The 13,143-nt window shown below is 36.1% G+C and carries 12 protein-coding genes and 3 pseudogenes; 8 read left to right on the forward strand and 7 right to left on the reverse strand.

Annotated elements, in window-relative coordinates; all coding sequences use genetic code 11:
- Positions 1–252 (forward strand): M20/M25/M40 family metallo-hydrolase (locus JCM19043_RS16895; RefSeq protein WP_369813842.1); only part of this gene is annotated, 252 nt, incomplete at its 5' end.
- 142 nt (positions 253–394) lie between these two features.
- Here the strand turns inward: JCM19043_RS16895 and JCM19043_RS10380 are convergent.
- From JCM19043_RS10380 to JCM19043_RS10390, 3 genes and pseudogenes are all read right to left on the reverse strand, one after another.
- Positions 395–1,714 carry a hypothetical protein gene (locus tag JCM19043_RS10380; protein WP_062322312.1) on the reverse strand — a complete coding sequence of 440 codons (1,320 nt, stop codon included), beginning with the start codon at positions 1,712–1,714 and terminating at the stop codon, positions 395–397.
- 423 nt (positions 1,715–2,137) lie between these two features.
- A pseudogene (locus JCM19043_RS10385) lies at positions 2,138–3,360 on the reverse strand (ABC transporter permease).
- Positions 3,344–4,088 (reverse strand): annotated as a pseudogene (locus JCM19043_RS10390) (ABC transporter ATP-binding protein). Before JCM19043_RS10390 ends, JCM19043_RS10385 begins: the two co-directional pseudogenes overlap by 17 nt.
- Before the next feature lie 92 nt (positions 4,089–4,180).
- On the opposite strand from JCM19043_RS10390, the gene JCM19043_RS10395 reads away from it, so the two are divergent.
- The 4 genes from JCM19043_RS10395 (at position 4,181) to JCM19043_RS10405 (ending at position 5,833) form a co-directional block, all read left to right on the forward strand.
- Positions 4,181–4,609, forward strand: coding sequence for an HIT family protein (locus tag JCM19043_RS10395; protein ID WP_062322316.1), 429 nt, complete (start codon positions 4,181–4,183; stop codon positions 4,607–4,609).
- 106 nt (positions 4,610–4,715) lie between these two features.
- Complete coding sequence (locus JCM19043_RS18850) at positions 4,716–5,036, forward strand: tryptophan transporter (protein ID WP_369813843.1); 321 nt, start codon at positions 4,716–4,718, stop codon at positions 5,034–5,036.
- A 41-nt stretch (positions 5,037–5,077) separates the two neighbouring features.
- Complete coding sequence (locus JCM19043_RS18855; protein WP_369813844.1) at positions 5,078–5,233, forward strand: tryptophan transporter; 156 nt, start codon at positions 5,078–5,080, stop codon at positions 5,231–5,233.
- Between the two features lie 150 nt (positions 5,234–5,383).
- The gene (locus tag JCM19043_RS10405; protein ID WP_231631503.1) at positions 5,384–5,833 is read left to right on the forward strand and encodes a YtxH domain-containing protein; all 450 of its coding nucleotides are present in this window, start codon (positions 5,384–5,386) and stop codon (positions 5,831–5,833) included.
- A gap of 44 nt (positions 5,834–5,877) precedes the next feature.
- On the opposite strand, the gene JCM19043_RS10410 is transcribed toward JCM19043_RS10405, so the two are convergent.
- The 3 genes and pseudogenes from JCM19043_RS10410 to JCM19043_RS10420 form a co-directional block, all read right to left on the reverse strand.
- Positions 5,878–6,792, reverse strand: a complete 915-nt coding sequence (locus JCM19043_RS10410) for a glycine betaine ABC transporter substrate-binding protein (RefSeq protein WP_062322318.1) — start codon at positions 6,790–6,792, stop codon at positions 5,878–5,880.
- A 141-nt stretch (positions 6,793–6,933) separates the two neighbouring features.
- Positions 6,934–7,772: pseudogene (locus JCM19043_RS10415) on the reverse strand (ABC transporter permease).
- Entirely contained in the window at positions 7,765–8,961 is a 1,197-nt protein-coding gene (locus tag JCM19043_RS10420) for a glycine betaine/L-proline ABC transporter ATP-binding protein (RefSeq protein WP_062322320.1), read from the reverse strand. Before JCM19043_RS10420 ends, JCM19043_RS10415 begins: the two are co-directional and overlap by 8 nt.
- Positions 8,962–9,305: 344 nt before the next feature.
- On the opposite strand from JCM19043_RS10420, the gene JCM19043_RS10425 reads away from it, so the two are divergent.
- The 3 genes from JCM19043_RS10425 to JCM19043_RS10435 all read left to right on the forward strand — a co-directional run bounded on the left by JCM19043_RS10425 (position 9,306) and on the right by JCM19043_RS10435 (position 12,476).
- A complete protein-coding gene (locus JCM19043_RS10425; RefSeq protein WP_062322322.1) occupies positions 9,306–9,800 on the forward strand; it encodes a GbsR/MarR family transcriptional regulator in 495 nt (164 codons plus the stop codon).
- A gap of 275 nt (positions 9,801–10,075) precedes the next feature.
- The gene (locus JCM19043_RS10430) at positions 10,076–11,032 is read left to right on the forward strand and encodes a peptidylprolyl isomerase (RefSeq protein ID WP_062322325.1); all 957 of its coding nucleotides are present in this window, start codon (positions 10,076–10,078) and stop codon (positions 11,030–11,032) included.
- A 205-nt stretch (positions 11,033–11,237) separates the two neighbouring features.
- Positions 11,238–12,476 carry a hypothetical protein gene (locus JCM19043_RS10435; RefSeq protein ID WP_062322327.1) on the forward strand — a complete coding sequence of 413 codons (1,239 nt, stop codon included), beginning with the start codon at positions 11,238–11,240 and terminating at the stop codon, positions 12,474–12,476.
- Positions 12,477–12,533: 57 nt separating this feature from the next.
- Here JCM19043_RS10435 and JCM19043_RS10440 read toward each other — a convergent pair whose 3' ends face one another.
- On the reverse strand, positions 12,534–13,091 hold the full coding sequence (locus tag JCM19043_RS10440) for a GbsR/MarR family transcriptional regulator (RefSeq protein ID WP_062322329.1): 558 nt from the start codon (positions 13,089–13,091) through the stop codon (positions 12,534–12,536).
- Positions 13,092–13,143: the final 52 nt, after the last annotated feature.

Genomic DNA, 13,143 nt, shown 5'->3' on the forward strand with positions numbered 1-13,143 from the left:
GCTGAAGCTAAGCGTGTCATTGATATTGCTAAAGAAATACCAGGTGTAACAGATGCTTCTTTCACTCGTCCATCGATGACAGGTGAAGACTTTAGTTATTACTTATTAGAAAAACCAGGCGCTTTTTTCTTCACGGGCGCAAGAACAGACGGTCCATTTTATCCCCATCACCATCCAAAGTTTGATTTTAATGAACAAGCGATGAGAATTGCTAGTAACACTTTCCTTGCTATTATCGCATCGTTTAATTAGCAGACAAAAAACCAACAATAATGATGACACATAAAAAAGTCAGCATTATTGTTGGTTAAGTTTTTTAAAATTTCAAATGATTGATGATCACATACTTAGCATTAGCTATCTCATTCTATCAATCACCGTTTATATTATTAGATTACCTTGATAGCCGCCAATATACATAATCTCCAGAAGTCCTATAATAAGATTTAGATTTATTCTTATACTCGGATGGATTTGCTCCGCTCCATACGCCTTCTTTTTTATGGGACATTTTATTACCCCACTCATGCCAAGTCGCATTTTGAGGTATATGATAACCTAGATTTGCTACCCATACATCACCTGGTCTTAACCTAGTATCAAACAACTCATTATCATTGACATAAAAAGAATGCTTATCATTTTGCCAATCAATTGAAGAATTGTATATATCAACAGGATCTTGGGTGTTAAAAGTTAAACTTGCCGAAACTGGCCAACCAAGACTTATACTTGTGCTACCATCAAATGATGTATTTTCAGGTTCATAATTTTTTGTAATCACTCCACCATTTTGTGCATAAAGCACATTACGAGAGTGAAATTCTTGAAATGAATCTAAATGTACTGCATCCAATCGAAAAGTTGCATAACTTTTATAGTCAGGGTTACTAGGTGTATCATCTTTATAAACTTCATAAACATGATAGGTAGAGGCACGTTTATAATTACCCGAACTCACTTCAACCCAATTATAAACTGTTACGTCCCAAGTATACACTTGTTTAAAAGATGAGGGAAGATTTACATTCATTCCAGCCGCATTAATAACAGTTGGTGAGAGAAAATTGGATGAAGTTTTTTGTTGTCTTTCTCGATTAATTTTAATGTCGTAATATCTTGCGTGCTTTTTTAATCCTTCTAAATCATATTGTTGTTTTTCTTTATTTAGCTGTTTCTCTGTGTTTATTGACAAGATGAATGAGGGGATTATTTTTTCATTCTCAAATTTATAACCCATCATATCAAGATTAGATGTTTCGTTAACGTTCTCTTTATCTCCTGAACTAAACCTGACATCTAAATCAATTTCAGCTCCTAAAGCATCACTGACTTCTTTTATATTTAGTCCATCACCATAAATATAAAAAGGTTTTTTATACTTTTTCGCTTCTTTAAATAAATGTTTAGCATTAGCTTTTATTAGATCCTTTTTAGATATCCATACTGAGTCAATATCTTCAGGAATACTATTAGTTTCTAAACTTAACTCTTGTATTGATTGATCTCCTGCTCTTATTCCCTTCGATAATGCTGTACCAACGGATGAATCACCTATGGATGAGTCTATTAAACCGATTCGAAATGATTCAGGTTTTAATGGTGGAAGTGTTAGGCTAGAAGATGCAAAAGTATAATTAACTGAGTTGGAAATAACAACCAATGTAATGATGATAATTATTATTTTACTAATCATTTCTAATTTTTTTGACATCATTTTTTCTCCTTGTTAAAAATATTTAATAGTAAACCTATTCGATCTTCTAATCTGGAAAGACTGAAGCCCCTTTAATCACCCTAAATATATCCACATATGTATATAGATGTATTTTGTCGATGGTTGTATATTTTTGTATTGACATACCAAGTTGTCACATCCACATATAATACTGCCTCACTATAATGTTATTTTCATAACTTATTTCCTCATCTAATTACAGATCTTCTTTATACAAGCGATATATTTACAATGGAAAACAACTAGCTGCACTGGACTACCACACACACTGCTTTAGGATAGCACATTTACCTTACAAATACAAATATGAGACTCAATTTTTGCGATAGAATAAAACATAACAATAACCCTTTTCGCTATACTATCCCCTGTTTTAAATACGCCTTTTAAAAAAGCTGCTTAAGAACCCTTAACAGCACTCACTTTGCTTTTCGCATAAATCCATACAAATCCATAGGAGAAAACACTGGCGAGCACTAGAAATAATAGTCCATCAAGTACCGTTAACCGGAACATTAAAGTTGATGTAAACATAAGTACAACAATACTCAGTAACGCTGTAAGCAGTTGAAGAAAAGTCCGCATCTTCTCTTGTTTGTTGACAGGATACAACATAAGCCACAACTTCGTATCGTGATGCGAAAAAAGTGGTAGAAGTTGAATCCCAATCAGGTAGATAAATAATACCCCCACCCCAAAACTTAATATAGGTTGGTCAATTGCAGCTAAAGCAATCCCACCGATTACGACTAGACGGCTAGACAAACCTAAGTAATCCTCACTTCGGCTAAAGGTAAGTCGGTAAAGATACGTATAGGTCTCACTCTGTTTAAGCATCACACGTGAGGTTAACATCCGCGATAACAATCGACGTTTTTTCACTCGCGTACTCAATTCTCTTACATCCGTAAATAGACTGGCTAAACGATAAAAGCGCTCGAGTCGATGTTGATCATTCGTAATTAATTGATCAAGTGCCAAACTATGATTAAATCCACGATGTAACAGATAACTGAGAATTAAAAACAAACCAATCACACCGATAATAAACATCATTGTCCAGTTTTTAAAGTAACTGTACCAGACAAAGGTTTGAACAATAAACAACCCCATTTTTGTATAAAATAGAAATGTTTGATCACGTAACCGTAAACTAGCCCAACGCATAAGAAAATGCCATAATTTAAAAATAAGAAACAGAAAAATAATGAACAGATAGTTTCCTGATGTGAATCGAGCATGATATAAAGGACTAAGCGCAGCAAGAATCATAATCATCAGGTAGCTTTGAAAAAAGAAACTATAGACAAGTCCTCGATAAAAGAATCCTTTCAATGATTCAATCGCAGGCAGTAAAAAGACTAAGTCTGCTTGTTTAGTAAATGTTTGAATCGGGTTATATAAAATCACGAGTGAAAATAATATACTCATCACTAAACTAACTGGAAAAGCTTCTGGTAAGTCTAATAAAAACTGTTGGTAAATAACCGCAAAAGCAACGACTAAAAAGATAAGGCAATCGCAATATGGCCATTTAATATATACTGTGCATACCGCATCACATGCTTTATGTGTGCAGTAAAGCGCTCTTTAAACAATTGCTGGCTATCCATTGACAACATCTTCTTTCGTCAACATGATGTAAATATCATCAAGCGTTTGATTCGGCATGTTTAATTGATTTTGTAATTCATTTAATGTCCCTTCCGCTTTAACCTCTCCGTTATGAAGAATAATAAACCGGTCACAGTAACGTTCCGCTGTGGCAAGGATATGCGTCGACATTAAAATACCAGCACCGCGCTCCTTTTCTTTGACCATCAGCTCTAGAAAAGCTTGAATAGCAAGTGGATCTAAGCCAACAAATGGTTCATCAACAATATAAAGATCCGGTTCCACTAAGAAGGCACAAAGAATCATCACTTTTTGTTTCATTCCTTTAGAAAAGTGAATCGGAAACCAATCGATTTCACGTTCCAAGCGAAAGGCTTTTAATAGAGGGGATACTCGCTCATTAAATGTTTGCTCATCCAGCCCATAAGCCATAGCCGTTAATTTCAAATGTTCCCTCAGGGTTAATTCATCATATAGTAAAGGCATTTCAGGTATATAGGTAAAGGCTTTACGATACTTTTCTTCATCTTCTTGTAGCGTGACATTTCCTAGCGCTACCTTACCTTTTCTTGGTTCCATCAAACCAATAATGTGTTTAATCGTTGTACTCTTACCCGCACCGTTTAACCCAATGAGCCCTACTAGCTCACCTTTATTTACTTTAAATGACACATCGTTCAACACATTTTTTGGTATAACCACCTATCAAGTGGTCAATATGTAATAAATCAGACACGCATTTTTCCTCCCTTTCATCTGCTTCCTCTTTCTTCTTTGCTTTTCCTTAATTAATCATGATACACTAAAATAAAAAAGGAGTGACAGTCTATGACACATGATCCAAACTGTATTTTTTGTAAAATTATTGACGGTGAGATCCCGTCAGCAAAAGTTTACGAAGATGAAGACGTCTTTGCCTTTCTTGATATTAGTCAAGTAACAAAAGGCCACACACTCATTGTACCAAAGACACACGTAAAAAACATTTATGAAACAAAAGAAGACGTGGCAAGCACATTATTCGCGCGTGTACCGAAAGTAGCACGTGCAATTGAGAAAGCCTTTAACCCCATCGGGATGAACGTTTTAAGTAACACGGGCGAATTTGCCGGGCAATCAGTCTTCCACTTACATATCCACTTGATTCCGCGTTATGATGAATCCGATGGATTTGATGCGAAGTGGATCACACATAATGATGATTACACAAATGACGAGCGTTCAGCCATCGCTCAGACAATTAGTGAGAATATTTAGACTTTACATTCTACTAGCATATGTTATAATGGGTAAAACTATTCGCATTTGGTCATGAGGACACAAATGGAATACGACAGTTTAGCTTAGAAGAGGAGAGATTAGGATGAAGACAAAAGATTTAGTATTACTCGCATTATTTATGGGGATTGGGGCTGTGCTTCATATTATTGCACCACCCATATTATTTGGAATGAAGCCAGACATTATGTTACCCATGATGTTCTTAGGTATTCTGATTTTCCCTAAAGCGAATTATGTCCTTGTGCTTAGTATTGCAACTGGAGTTATTTCAGCCTTAACAACGACTGTCCCAGGTGGTCAGATTTCAAATTTAGTTGAAAAACCTATTACGGCATTTGTATTCTTTGGCTTATTCATGTTAGTACCTAAACAACTAGACAAAAAAATTATCGCCCCATATTAGCCGCACTTGGCACAATTGTAAGTGGTTCAGTTTTTCTAGCGATGGCCCTTTTCGTCATTGGTCAAATGCCCGGGTCATTTATCGCACTATTTGTAGCGGTCGTCTTACCTGCTACATTGTTTAATGTCGTTTTTACGATTATTCTGTACCCGATTGTTAAATCAATCTTACAACGGTCACAAATGTCATTTGCTTAGAGTAGTTAAACATGCACACATTAATCCCTTTAGCATTTAATGTTAAGGGGATTTATTTTAGCTTTTTTCAAAGTTTTTTGTGTTTTTTAGGTTTGACTTAGACAAATTACGAGAAGATAATAAGAAGATAAGAAAAAAGGAGTGGGATGAATGAAAGCTAAATCATTAGCGTTAGGTCTAGTGGTCGGGAGTGCTGTAGGTGCTGGTGTCACACTACTTAACGCACCGCGTTCAGGAAAAGATACACGTGAGCATTTTAAATCACAAGCAAACGAAGTAAAAGAAGCTATTGAAAAAGCGAAAGTAAACGGCAAGTTGTTATCTGACCAGATTATTGCGACATCAAAAGAAGGTGCCGAACTGATTAAAGATTTATCAAAAGACATGAAAGGTCGATTGAGCAGTGGCAACAAACGATTAAGCCACATCAAGACAATATCGAACATTACCTTAAAGAAATTGAAGCACGCCTACAAGAACTCGAACAAGAAACACAACTCTCTTAATATTATACAACCTAACTTGACGATAGTGATTATAATAATTGCTATCGTCTTTTTAATACGCACACAAACAAGGTACGCCCACATAAAGATGTAAGCGTACCTTGTTACTAACTATGATAATATATCACTTGATTTTTATTATTCTGCAGAAGTTTCTAACCATGCATCAACTTTATCACGGTTATTTTCAATCCAGTTTGCTGCAGCATCTTCAGGATCAGTACCTTCTGACATTTCTAACATGACTGTCTCCATATCAGCTGGCTCCCAGAAGAAGTTATCAAGTACTTCATATGCTGCTGGGCTATCTGCTTCAAAACCTTCGCGTACGAATGTTTCAATCGTTTCAGCACCACCAAATGAACCTTCAGGATCTTCTAAATATTTGAGGTCATATGAAGCGAACTTCCAGTGTGGCGTCCAACCAGTGACAACAACCGCTTCTTCATTATCATATTTTTGACCTAAAACAGTTGTCATTGCACCACTTGATGACGTTGCAACTGTCCAATCAGCTAAACTATAATCTTCTAAAGATTGTTCAGCTGCTTGTACAACACCAGCACCTGGTTCAATACCAGTAATTTCGCCACCAAATTCATCTGTGTAATCTGCTAAATCAGCAATTGAATTAACATCTTCCATATAAGTTGGAACGACAAGACCGATTTTAGCGCCTTCTAAGTTTGGCCCTAATCCTACCATATTATCTTTATGTTGTTCATAAAGATCACCATGAGTTGCTGGTAACCATGCCGCTACCATACCGTCAGCATCACCATTAGCTACAGCTTCCCACATAATCGCATTATCAATACCGCGAATATTGACGTCATAACCCTTTTCTTCTAATACCTGAGCAATAACGTTTGTAGAGGCAATTTCTGAATCCCATTCTACATAGACTAATTCAATTTCCTTGTTACCTAAATTACCTTCACCTTCATTTGCTGTATCATCACCAGCACTATCCTCTTCACCACATGCAGCAAGTACAAGTGTTAAAGCTAAAACTAACATTAAACCAACATGTTTCCATGACTTTTTAAACATTCAATCGTCCTCCTTTTAATTTTTATCTATAACAACTTTCCAGTCACACTGAAAAAGTTATTAACTCTATTCAAGTGAATGAGATCCTTGCGGATGTCAACTCACTTATTCATAACTCTATACAAAACTTAAATTGTTTACTTATTTCTTCTTGTAAATACTTTGAGTGTAACGGTCCATGATAATCGCTAAAATAACGATGGAAATACCGGCTACAAAACCAGCACCAGCCTGTGCACGTTGTAGGCTGATACTACCGGGTTACCCAAACCAGGTGCTCCAATCATTGATGCAATAACAACCATAGACAAGGCTAACATAACCGTTTGGTTAATACCAGCCATGATCGTTCCCTTTGCCATAGGAAGTTCTAATTTAAACAACTTTTGAGCACCGGTTGAACCAAATGCTTCAGCTGCCTCTTTAAGTTCTGTCGACACTTGGCGAATACCTAAGTTCGTAAAACGAACAGTTGGTGGTGTCGCAAAGATGAGTGAGGCAAAGATCCCCGGTACCATACCGATACTGAAGAAAGCAACGGCAGGAATCAAATAGACAAATGCTGGCATTGTTTGCATGAAGTCAAGAATTGGTAAGATAATAGCTTCTGCGACTTTACTTTTAGACATTAAAATACCAACAGGTACACCAACAATGACAGAGAGTAAACTAGCCATTAAGACAAGTGTGAATGTTGACATAAGCTCTGTCCATAAGCCTTGGTTTTCAATGAAGATTAAACCGACAAGAGAGAAAGCAGCTAAACCGAACTTTTTCCCTGTGATAAAGAACGCACCAACAACGACGAGCACCATAATAATAATCGGTGGAATAGCTCCAAGTAAATCAGCAATCCATTCTATAAAGTCACCGAACTCATTCTTAAGTGGATCAAAAATAAATGCAAATGTTTCTACAATCCACTCAGTTAAATCATCAACCCAATCAGCTACTGGAATTTCTGGAATAAAATCAAACATTAGACTTCACCTCTCCTTCACCTGCAAGTGCCGCAAGGAATGACCCTCTAATAATGATCCCTTTTAACTTCTCACCATCAACAACTGCGATTGGTACAGGTGTGTCATAAATAATTTCAATAATTTCTTGCATGGGCTTATCAAGTGGTACTTTTGGTACATCCGTACGTAAAATTTCATTAAGATCTTTAATTTCTTTCTTACGCGCATCAGATGCGTCGTCAGCCGTCACATAACCTTTAAGGTTACGATGACCGTCAACAACATAAATACTTGATAACCCTTCCTCACGCATACGCTCTAAGGCCACACGCGGACCATGCTTATCAATATTCACTGTTTCAGGACGGTGCATAATATGTGCTGCGGTTAAGACTTTTGAACGATCAACATCTTCTACGAAACGCTCTACATACTCATTCGCTGGGTTTGTCAGAATATCTTCTGGTGTACCAATTTGTACAATAGAACCGTCTTTCATAAGAGCAATGCGGTCACCAATACGTAACGCTTCATCTAAATCGTGTGTGATAAAGATAATCGTTTTATGCATGGAGTCTTGTAATTCTAACAATTCATCTTGCATATCTTTTCTAATTAATGGATCAAGTGCTGAGAAAGCTTCATCCATTAAGAGTATTTCTGGATCATTGGCTAATGCTCGTGCTAAACCAACACGTTGTTGCATCCCACCTGATAATTGATTAGGATATTGATCAACATAACTACCTAAACCAACCATTTCAAGTGCACTTTTCGCTTTTTCTGCCCGCTCTTCTTTTGGAATTCCTTGTACTTCTAGACCGTATTCCGCATTTTCTAAGATTGTACGGAATGGGAATAAACCAAAGTTTTGGAATACCATACTTAATTTTTCACGACGGACACGACGAAGATTCTCTTTATCCATTTGTGCTAGATCTTCTCCATCAACCATTACGCTACCTTCAGTAGGTTCAATCAAACGATTAATCAAACGGATCAATGTGGATTTACCACTTCCTGAAAGTCCCATAATAACAAATACTTCTCCTTGATTAACTTCAAATGACGCACGATTCACACCGACAGTATCACCTGTTGCTTGGAGAATTTCTTCTTTTTTCTTACCTTCATCCAGTAACTTTAAAGAGTCTTTAACATTCTTACCAAAAACTTTCGATAGACCTTTAACCTCAATAACTGGCATAACCTCACCCCTCTTTTATAATTACAAAGCTCATGAGTCAATACTCATACATTCACTTTTCAATTCCCGTTAACACAGCTTTTAAACGGATTAGATGTTTTTTGCCGTAATACAGTACTCTAATAGCTTACCTTAGAATGAGTCAATAGTTCAACCGGCAAAAACCGTAGTATTCGAATATATTTTACATACAGTTTAAACTGTACAAACAAATTAAAACTTTTACTTAGAAATACTCCATAATACTCCGTAATACTATCCAATTTATCATTTCCATTATCTTTGAAATTTATGTAAGCTTATATTAGGTTTAATTTATTCTTACAATAGAAAGGAGCTCACATATGCAGCCTGAATCTTATTTAACTGATGATGTCATTAATGAGTTTTCAAAAACACTCGAGCTTTTTGATCTCTCTCCGAGCGATTCTAGACTGTTTACGATCCTTTTTCTAAACCATCAACCGATGACACTTGATGAAATGAGCCAAACAACAGGTAAAAGCAAAACATCTGTTAATACTGGGATAAGAAATTTATCTGATTTAAATTTAGTTAATCAAGTATGGAAAAAAGGTGTAAGAAAAGATTTATATACGACAACCGATGATTTATTTCAGCGGTTTATGCATTATTATCTTGATAAATGGTTAAGTCACACATCGATGCAAAAACAAAGTTTATCTTCTATAGAGAAAAAAATTTCAGACAGACCTCAAGGTGAGTTAATTGAAACAAAAGTCAAACAGATGCTCATTTTTCACAAACATCTTGAGAAAGCTTTTATCCAGTTAAAAACAACCTGTCAAGAAATCAATGATGACGATCGTATATCTTGAAAATTAAGAAGTTGTCTAACCTTACTGTGTTAGATAGCTTCTTTTCTAGCTAAAACAAGTGATCCTTCACATGTCAAACAGCTCGCAAGAGCATTTGATAGCAGAAAGTTTAATAGTAGAAGTCTTTGGTCACGTTTACACAATCGTGAAAAAAATATGTAAAAATAGAGGAATTTACGATTCCACCTCTTTTTTAAGACAAAAATATGATATATTAACTAAGGTAAACAAAAACAAGACAGAACGTCTTATAATTTAAAGTAGGAGTGTGTTTAATGAAAAAGTTAGTTATGGTTGCCACAATTACGGCAAGTCTCATCGGACTTAGCGCTTGTTCTGGAGATGACGCTGAGGTAGTCGTTGAAACAAACGAAGGTAATATTACAAAGGATGCTTTTTACGAAGAATTAAAAGCAACTGCCGGTGAGAGCGTTCTTCAAAATATGGTACTAAAGACAATTTTAGAATCAAAATATGAGATTGATGAGTCTGCCATTGAAGATCAAATGAATATGTACCGTGAACAATATGGTGACATGTTTGAAATGTTACTTCAACAACAAGGTATTGCCTCTGAAGCTGCTTTTGAAGAACAATTACGGATGCAAATGCTTCAACAAAAAGCACTTGCTGATGGTGTAGAAGTAACAGATGAGGAAATTGAAACACAATACAACCGTATGATTAATGAAGTACAAGCTTCTCATATCTTAGTTGAAGATGAAGAATTAGCTAATGAATTATACGAACGTGCCACAAGTGGTGAAGACTTTGCTGCCTTAGCTGAAGAATATTCAACCGATTCTGGTTCTGCTGCTGAAGGCGGTTCTGTTGGTTACTTCTCACGTGGTCAAATGGTACCTGCATTTGAGGACAAAGCTTACGAATTAGAAATTGGTGATATCAGTGAACCTGTTCAATCTGAATATGGTTATCACATCATCTACGTAACGGATAAGCGTCCAGTTGAAAGTGATGTGGAAGCATTAGAAGATGTACGCGAACAATTAGAGTCAGAAATTGCGACAACAAAAGTTGATTCTACTCAAGCGCAAGAAAAAATCATGCAATTACTTAAAGATGCAGATATCGATGTAAAAATCGAAGAGTTTGAAGATACTTTTGTCTTTGAAGATCCTGCAGCTGACTTAGAAGAAGATTTAGATATTGAAGAAGATGCTGATGCTGACACCGAAGAGACAGACGATACAACGGATGAATCAGCCGAATAATTACTCTTTTTTACTACAGACACTTACAGAGATCTCTCTCTGTAAGTGTTTTTCTTTTATATTGAGTCATCGTGGTTAGGTTCTAATTATCTATCTTTCTTACAGAATTAAAATTTGACTGATGATATCAAATGTCATACTCTATGGCATACCCAAAACAATTCTGATAAGATGAACATAACGATATATAAAAGGAAGTGACTCTATGACACGTACGATTGACTATTTCTATTCAAAAATTGCTTATTCAATTGATCTTAATGACGAAGTAGGTAATATCATTCAATCTTTAACCTTCCCTGAAATAAAAGATGCTGAAGCAACCTTCATTCTTGATCATTTTGAAGCTGGCGCAAAAGTTCATGAACGCTTATTACTTAACGATTACGACGTGAGACTAACAAAAACAAATAAAGAGTATCTTACTCTCACCTTTAGTAATCAAAATGGGATGTACCGGGCAAAAATGTGGGATAATCAAGGGGCTATCAAACAAACGCTTCCATTACTAGAAAAACATCGTGTCTTTGATGTCACAGCAGTCGTTGATGAATACAATCAAAATAAATCTTTGACTATTAACCACCTTGCCCCAGTGGAGCAAGCTATCGAACCATTTACCTTGCTCCCTTTTCCTAAACTTGATTTAAAAGAGATTGCAGAAGAACTCGTTTTCTATTTAACAACGTTAAATGAGCGATACAAGACACTTGCCCTTGAAACATTACGTTATTTTTGGGATGATTTTTTACTCGCCCCTGCCGCTAAAGGGTTTCACCATAACTACATTGGCGGGCTGATTAAACATACGACGGGTTTAATGCGGTTTACTTACTATATCCAACACCACGAAAAAGGACCTGTCGAAGCCTTACTTTATCTCATTGCGGTTGTTGAAAAAGTATATAAGCACGAAGTTTATGCGGAGGCAAAAAAAGAAAAAACAGAACGAAAACGTCCTGTTTGGCAAGATACACTTGATCATTTATATAAAATGTTGAATCAATTAGTGAGTCTTGATCAAGCGTCAATAAACTTTAACACTTTATATACGTCTATTCTTTATCATGACTTAGGTAAATTATTAGAATATGATTATGCAGGAAAAAGTTATCAAGCGTTTGATTTTCTTTATCCCCACGCAGATAAAAAAGAACTAGATTCCCGCGCACAAGGCGGAATAGAAATGGATCCTATAGGTGTCTTAGTCGGTCACATTCCTTATGGTGTCATGCTACTACAACAGATGCTTGGTCAATTAAAAACACCTTTACCCTTATCACATATTCATCAAATCAATCACTGCATCTTATGTCACCACGGCCTACCTGAGTGGGGGTCTGCTGTCAGAGCGCCTCAAACAGCGGAAGGGTACTTAATCCACCTTGTCGATTACTTTGATAGTCGATATGAAAATGAAGAAATGGCCTACTACCGAGAGTAGCAAGCATTTAATTCTACTTTTTAATCACTCGTTAATATTTCATAAAAAGAAGAACAGTCACTCCGACTGTTCTTCTTTTGGAATATAATCAAATATTTCTCCTGATTCGACGACCTGAATAAAACGCATCAGCCACTTATAATAATTTTTCGCATAGCTTAGTCGCTCAATATCATGTTCAATTCTTTCAATAAATACGTCATCCGTTGTTTGTTCTTTAATTTTAAGTAACGCTTCAACTGCTTCATCAGCTTCTTCAATATTTGTCTCTGTGTAATGGCGCCAACGATTACCAAACAGTGTTGTAAAAGATTTATACCAGTTTTCCTCGGACTTGTACAAATCTTTTCTAACGCCTTTTTTAAACGCCGGTTCTACCATTTTCATCTCTGTTAACGCTCTTACACCTGTTGACATACTGGTTTTGCTCATTTCAAGTGCTTCACGCATATCATCTAATGTCATCGGTGCATCATTGAAATAAATCTTCCCATATAACCGTCCAATTGAGGGTGTAATACCATAAAGACTCATGTTTTTCGCAATCATTTGAATAAATTTATCAATGGTTTCTTCATACGCTTCATGTATTCTTTGCTCATCTTTTCCTTCCATTATACTTCTCTCCCATCACGCGCTATCAATGTACCATCTTATCATGACTTCT

Origin of the sequence: Halolactibacillus sp. JCM 19043, assembly GCF_001310395.1 — a bacterium.
GTDB classification, from domain to species: domain Bacteria; phylum Bacillota; class Bacilli; order Bacillales; family Amphibacillaceae; genus Halolactibacillus; species Halolactibacillus miurensis.

Bases quoted from the DNA above. Each gene is read 5' to 3' on its own strand.
- JCM19043_RS10380 (WP_062322312.1), bottom strand. From the start codon at position 1,714: ATGTCAAAAAAATTAGAAATGATTAGTAAAATAATAATTATCATCATT.
- JCM19043_RS10395 (WP_062322316.1), top strand. From the start codon at position 4,181: ATGACACATGATCCAAACTGTATTTTTTGTAAAATTATTGACGGTGAG.
- JCM19043_RS18850 (WP_369813843.1), top strand. From the start codon at position 4,716: ATGAAGACAAAAGATTTAGTATTACTCGCATTATTTATGGGGATTGGG.
- JCM19043_RS18855 (WP_369813844.1), top strand. From the start codon at position 5,078: ATGGCCCTTTTCGTCATTGGTCAAATGCCCGGGTCATTTATCGCACTA.
- JCM19043_RS10405 (WP_231631503.1), top strand. From the start codon at position 5,384: ATGAAAGCTAAATCATTAGCGTTAGGTCTAGTGGTCGGGAGTGCTGTA.
- JCM19043_RS10410 (WP_062322318.1), bottom strand. From the start codon at position 6,792: ATGTTTAAAAAGTCATGGAAACATGTTGGTTTAATGTTAGTTTTAGCT.
- JCM19043_RS10420 (WP_062322320.1), bottom strand. From the start codon at position 8,961: ATGCCAGTTATTGAGGTTAAAGGTCTATCGAAAGTTTTTGGTAAGAAT.
- JCM19043_RS10425 (WP_062322322.1), top strand. From the start codon at position 9,306: ATGCAGCCTGAATCTTATTTAACTGATGATGTCATTAATGAGTTTTCA.
- JCM19043_RS10430 (WP_062322325.1), top strand. From the start codon at position 10,076: ATGAAAAAGTTAGTTATGGTTGCCACAATTACGGCAAGTCTCATCGGA.
- JCM19043_RS10435 (WP_062322327.1), top strand. From the start codon at position 11,238: ATGACACGTACGATTGACTATTTCTATTCAAAAATTGCTTATTCAATT.
- JCM19043_RS10440 (WP_062322329.1), bottom strand. From the start codon at position 13,091: ATGGAAGGAAAAGATGAGCAAAGAATACATGAAGCGTATGAAGAAACC.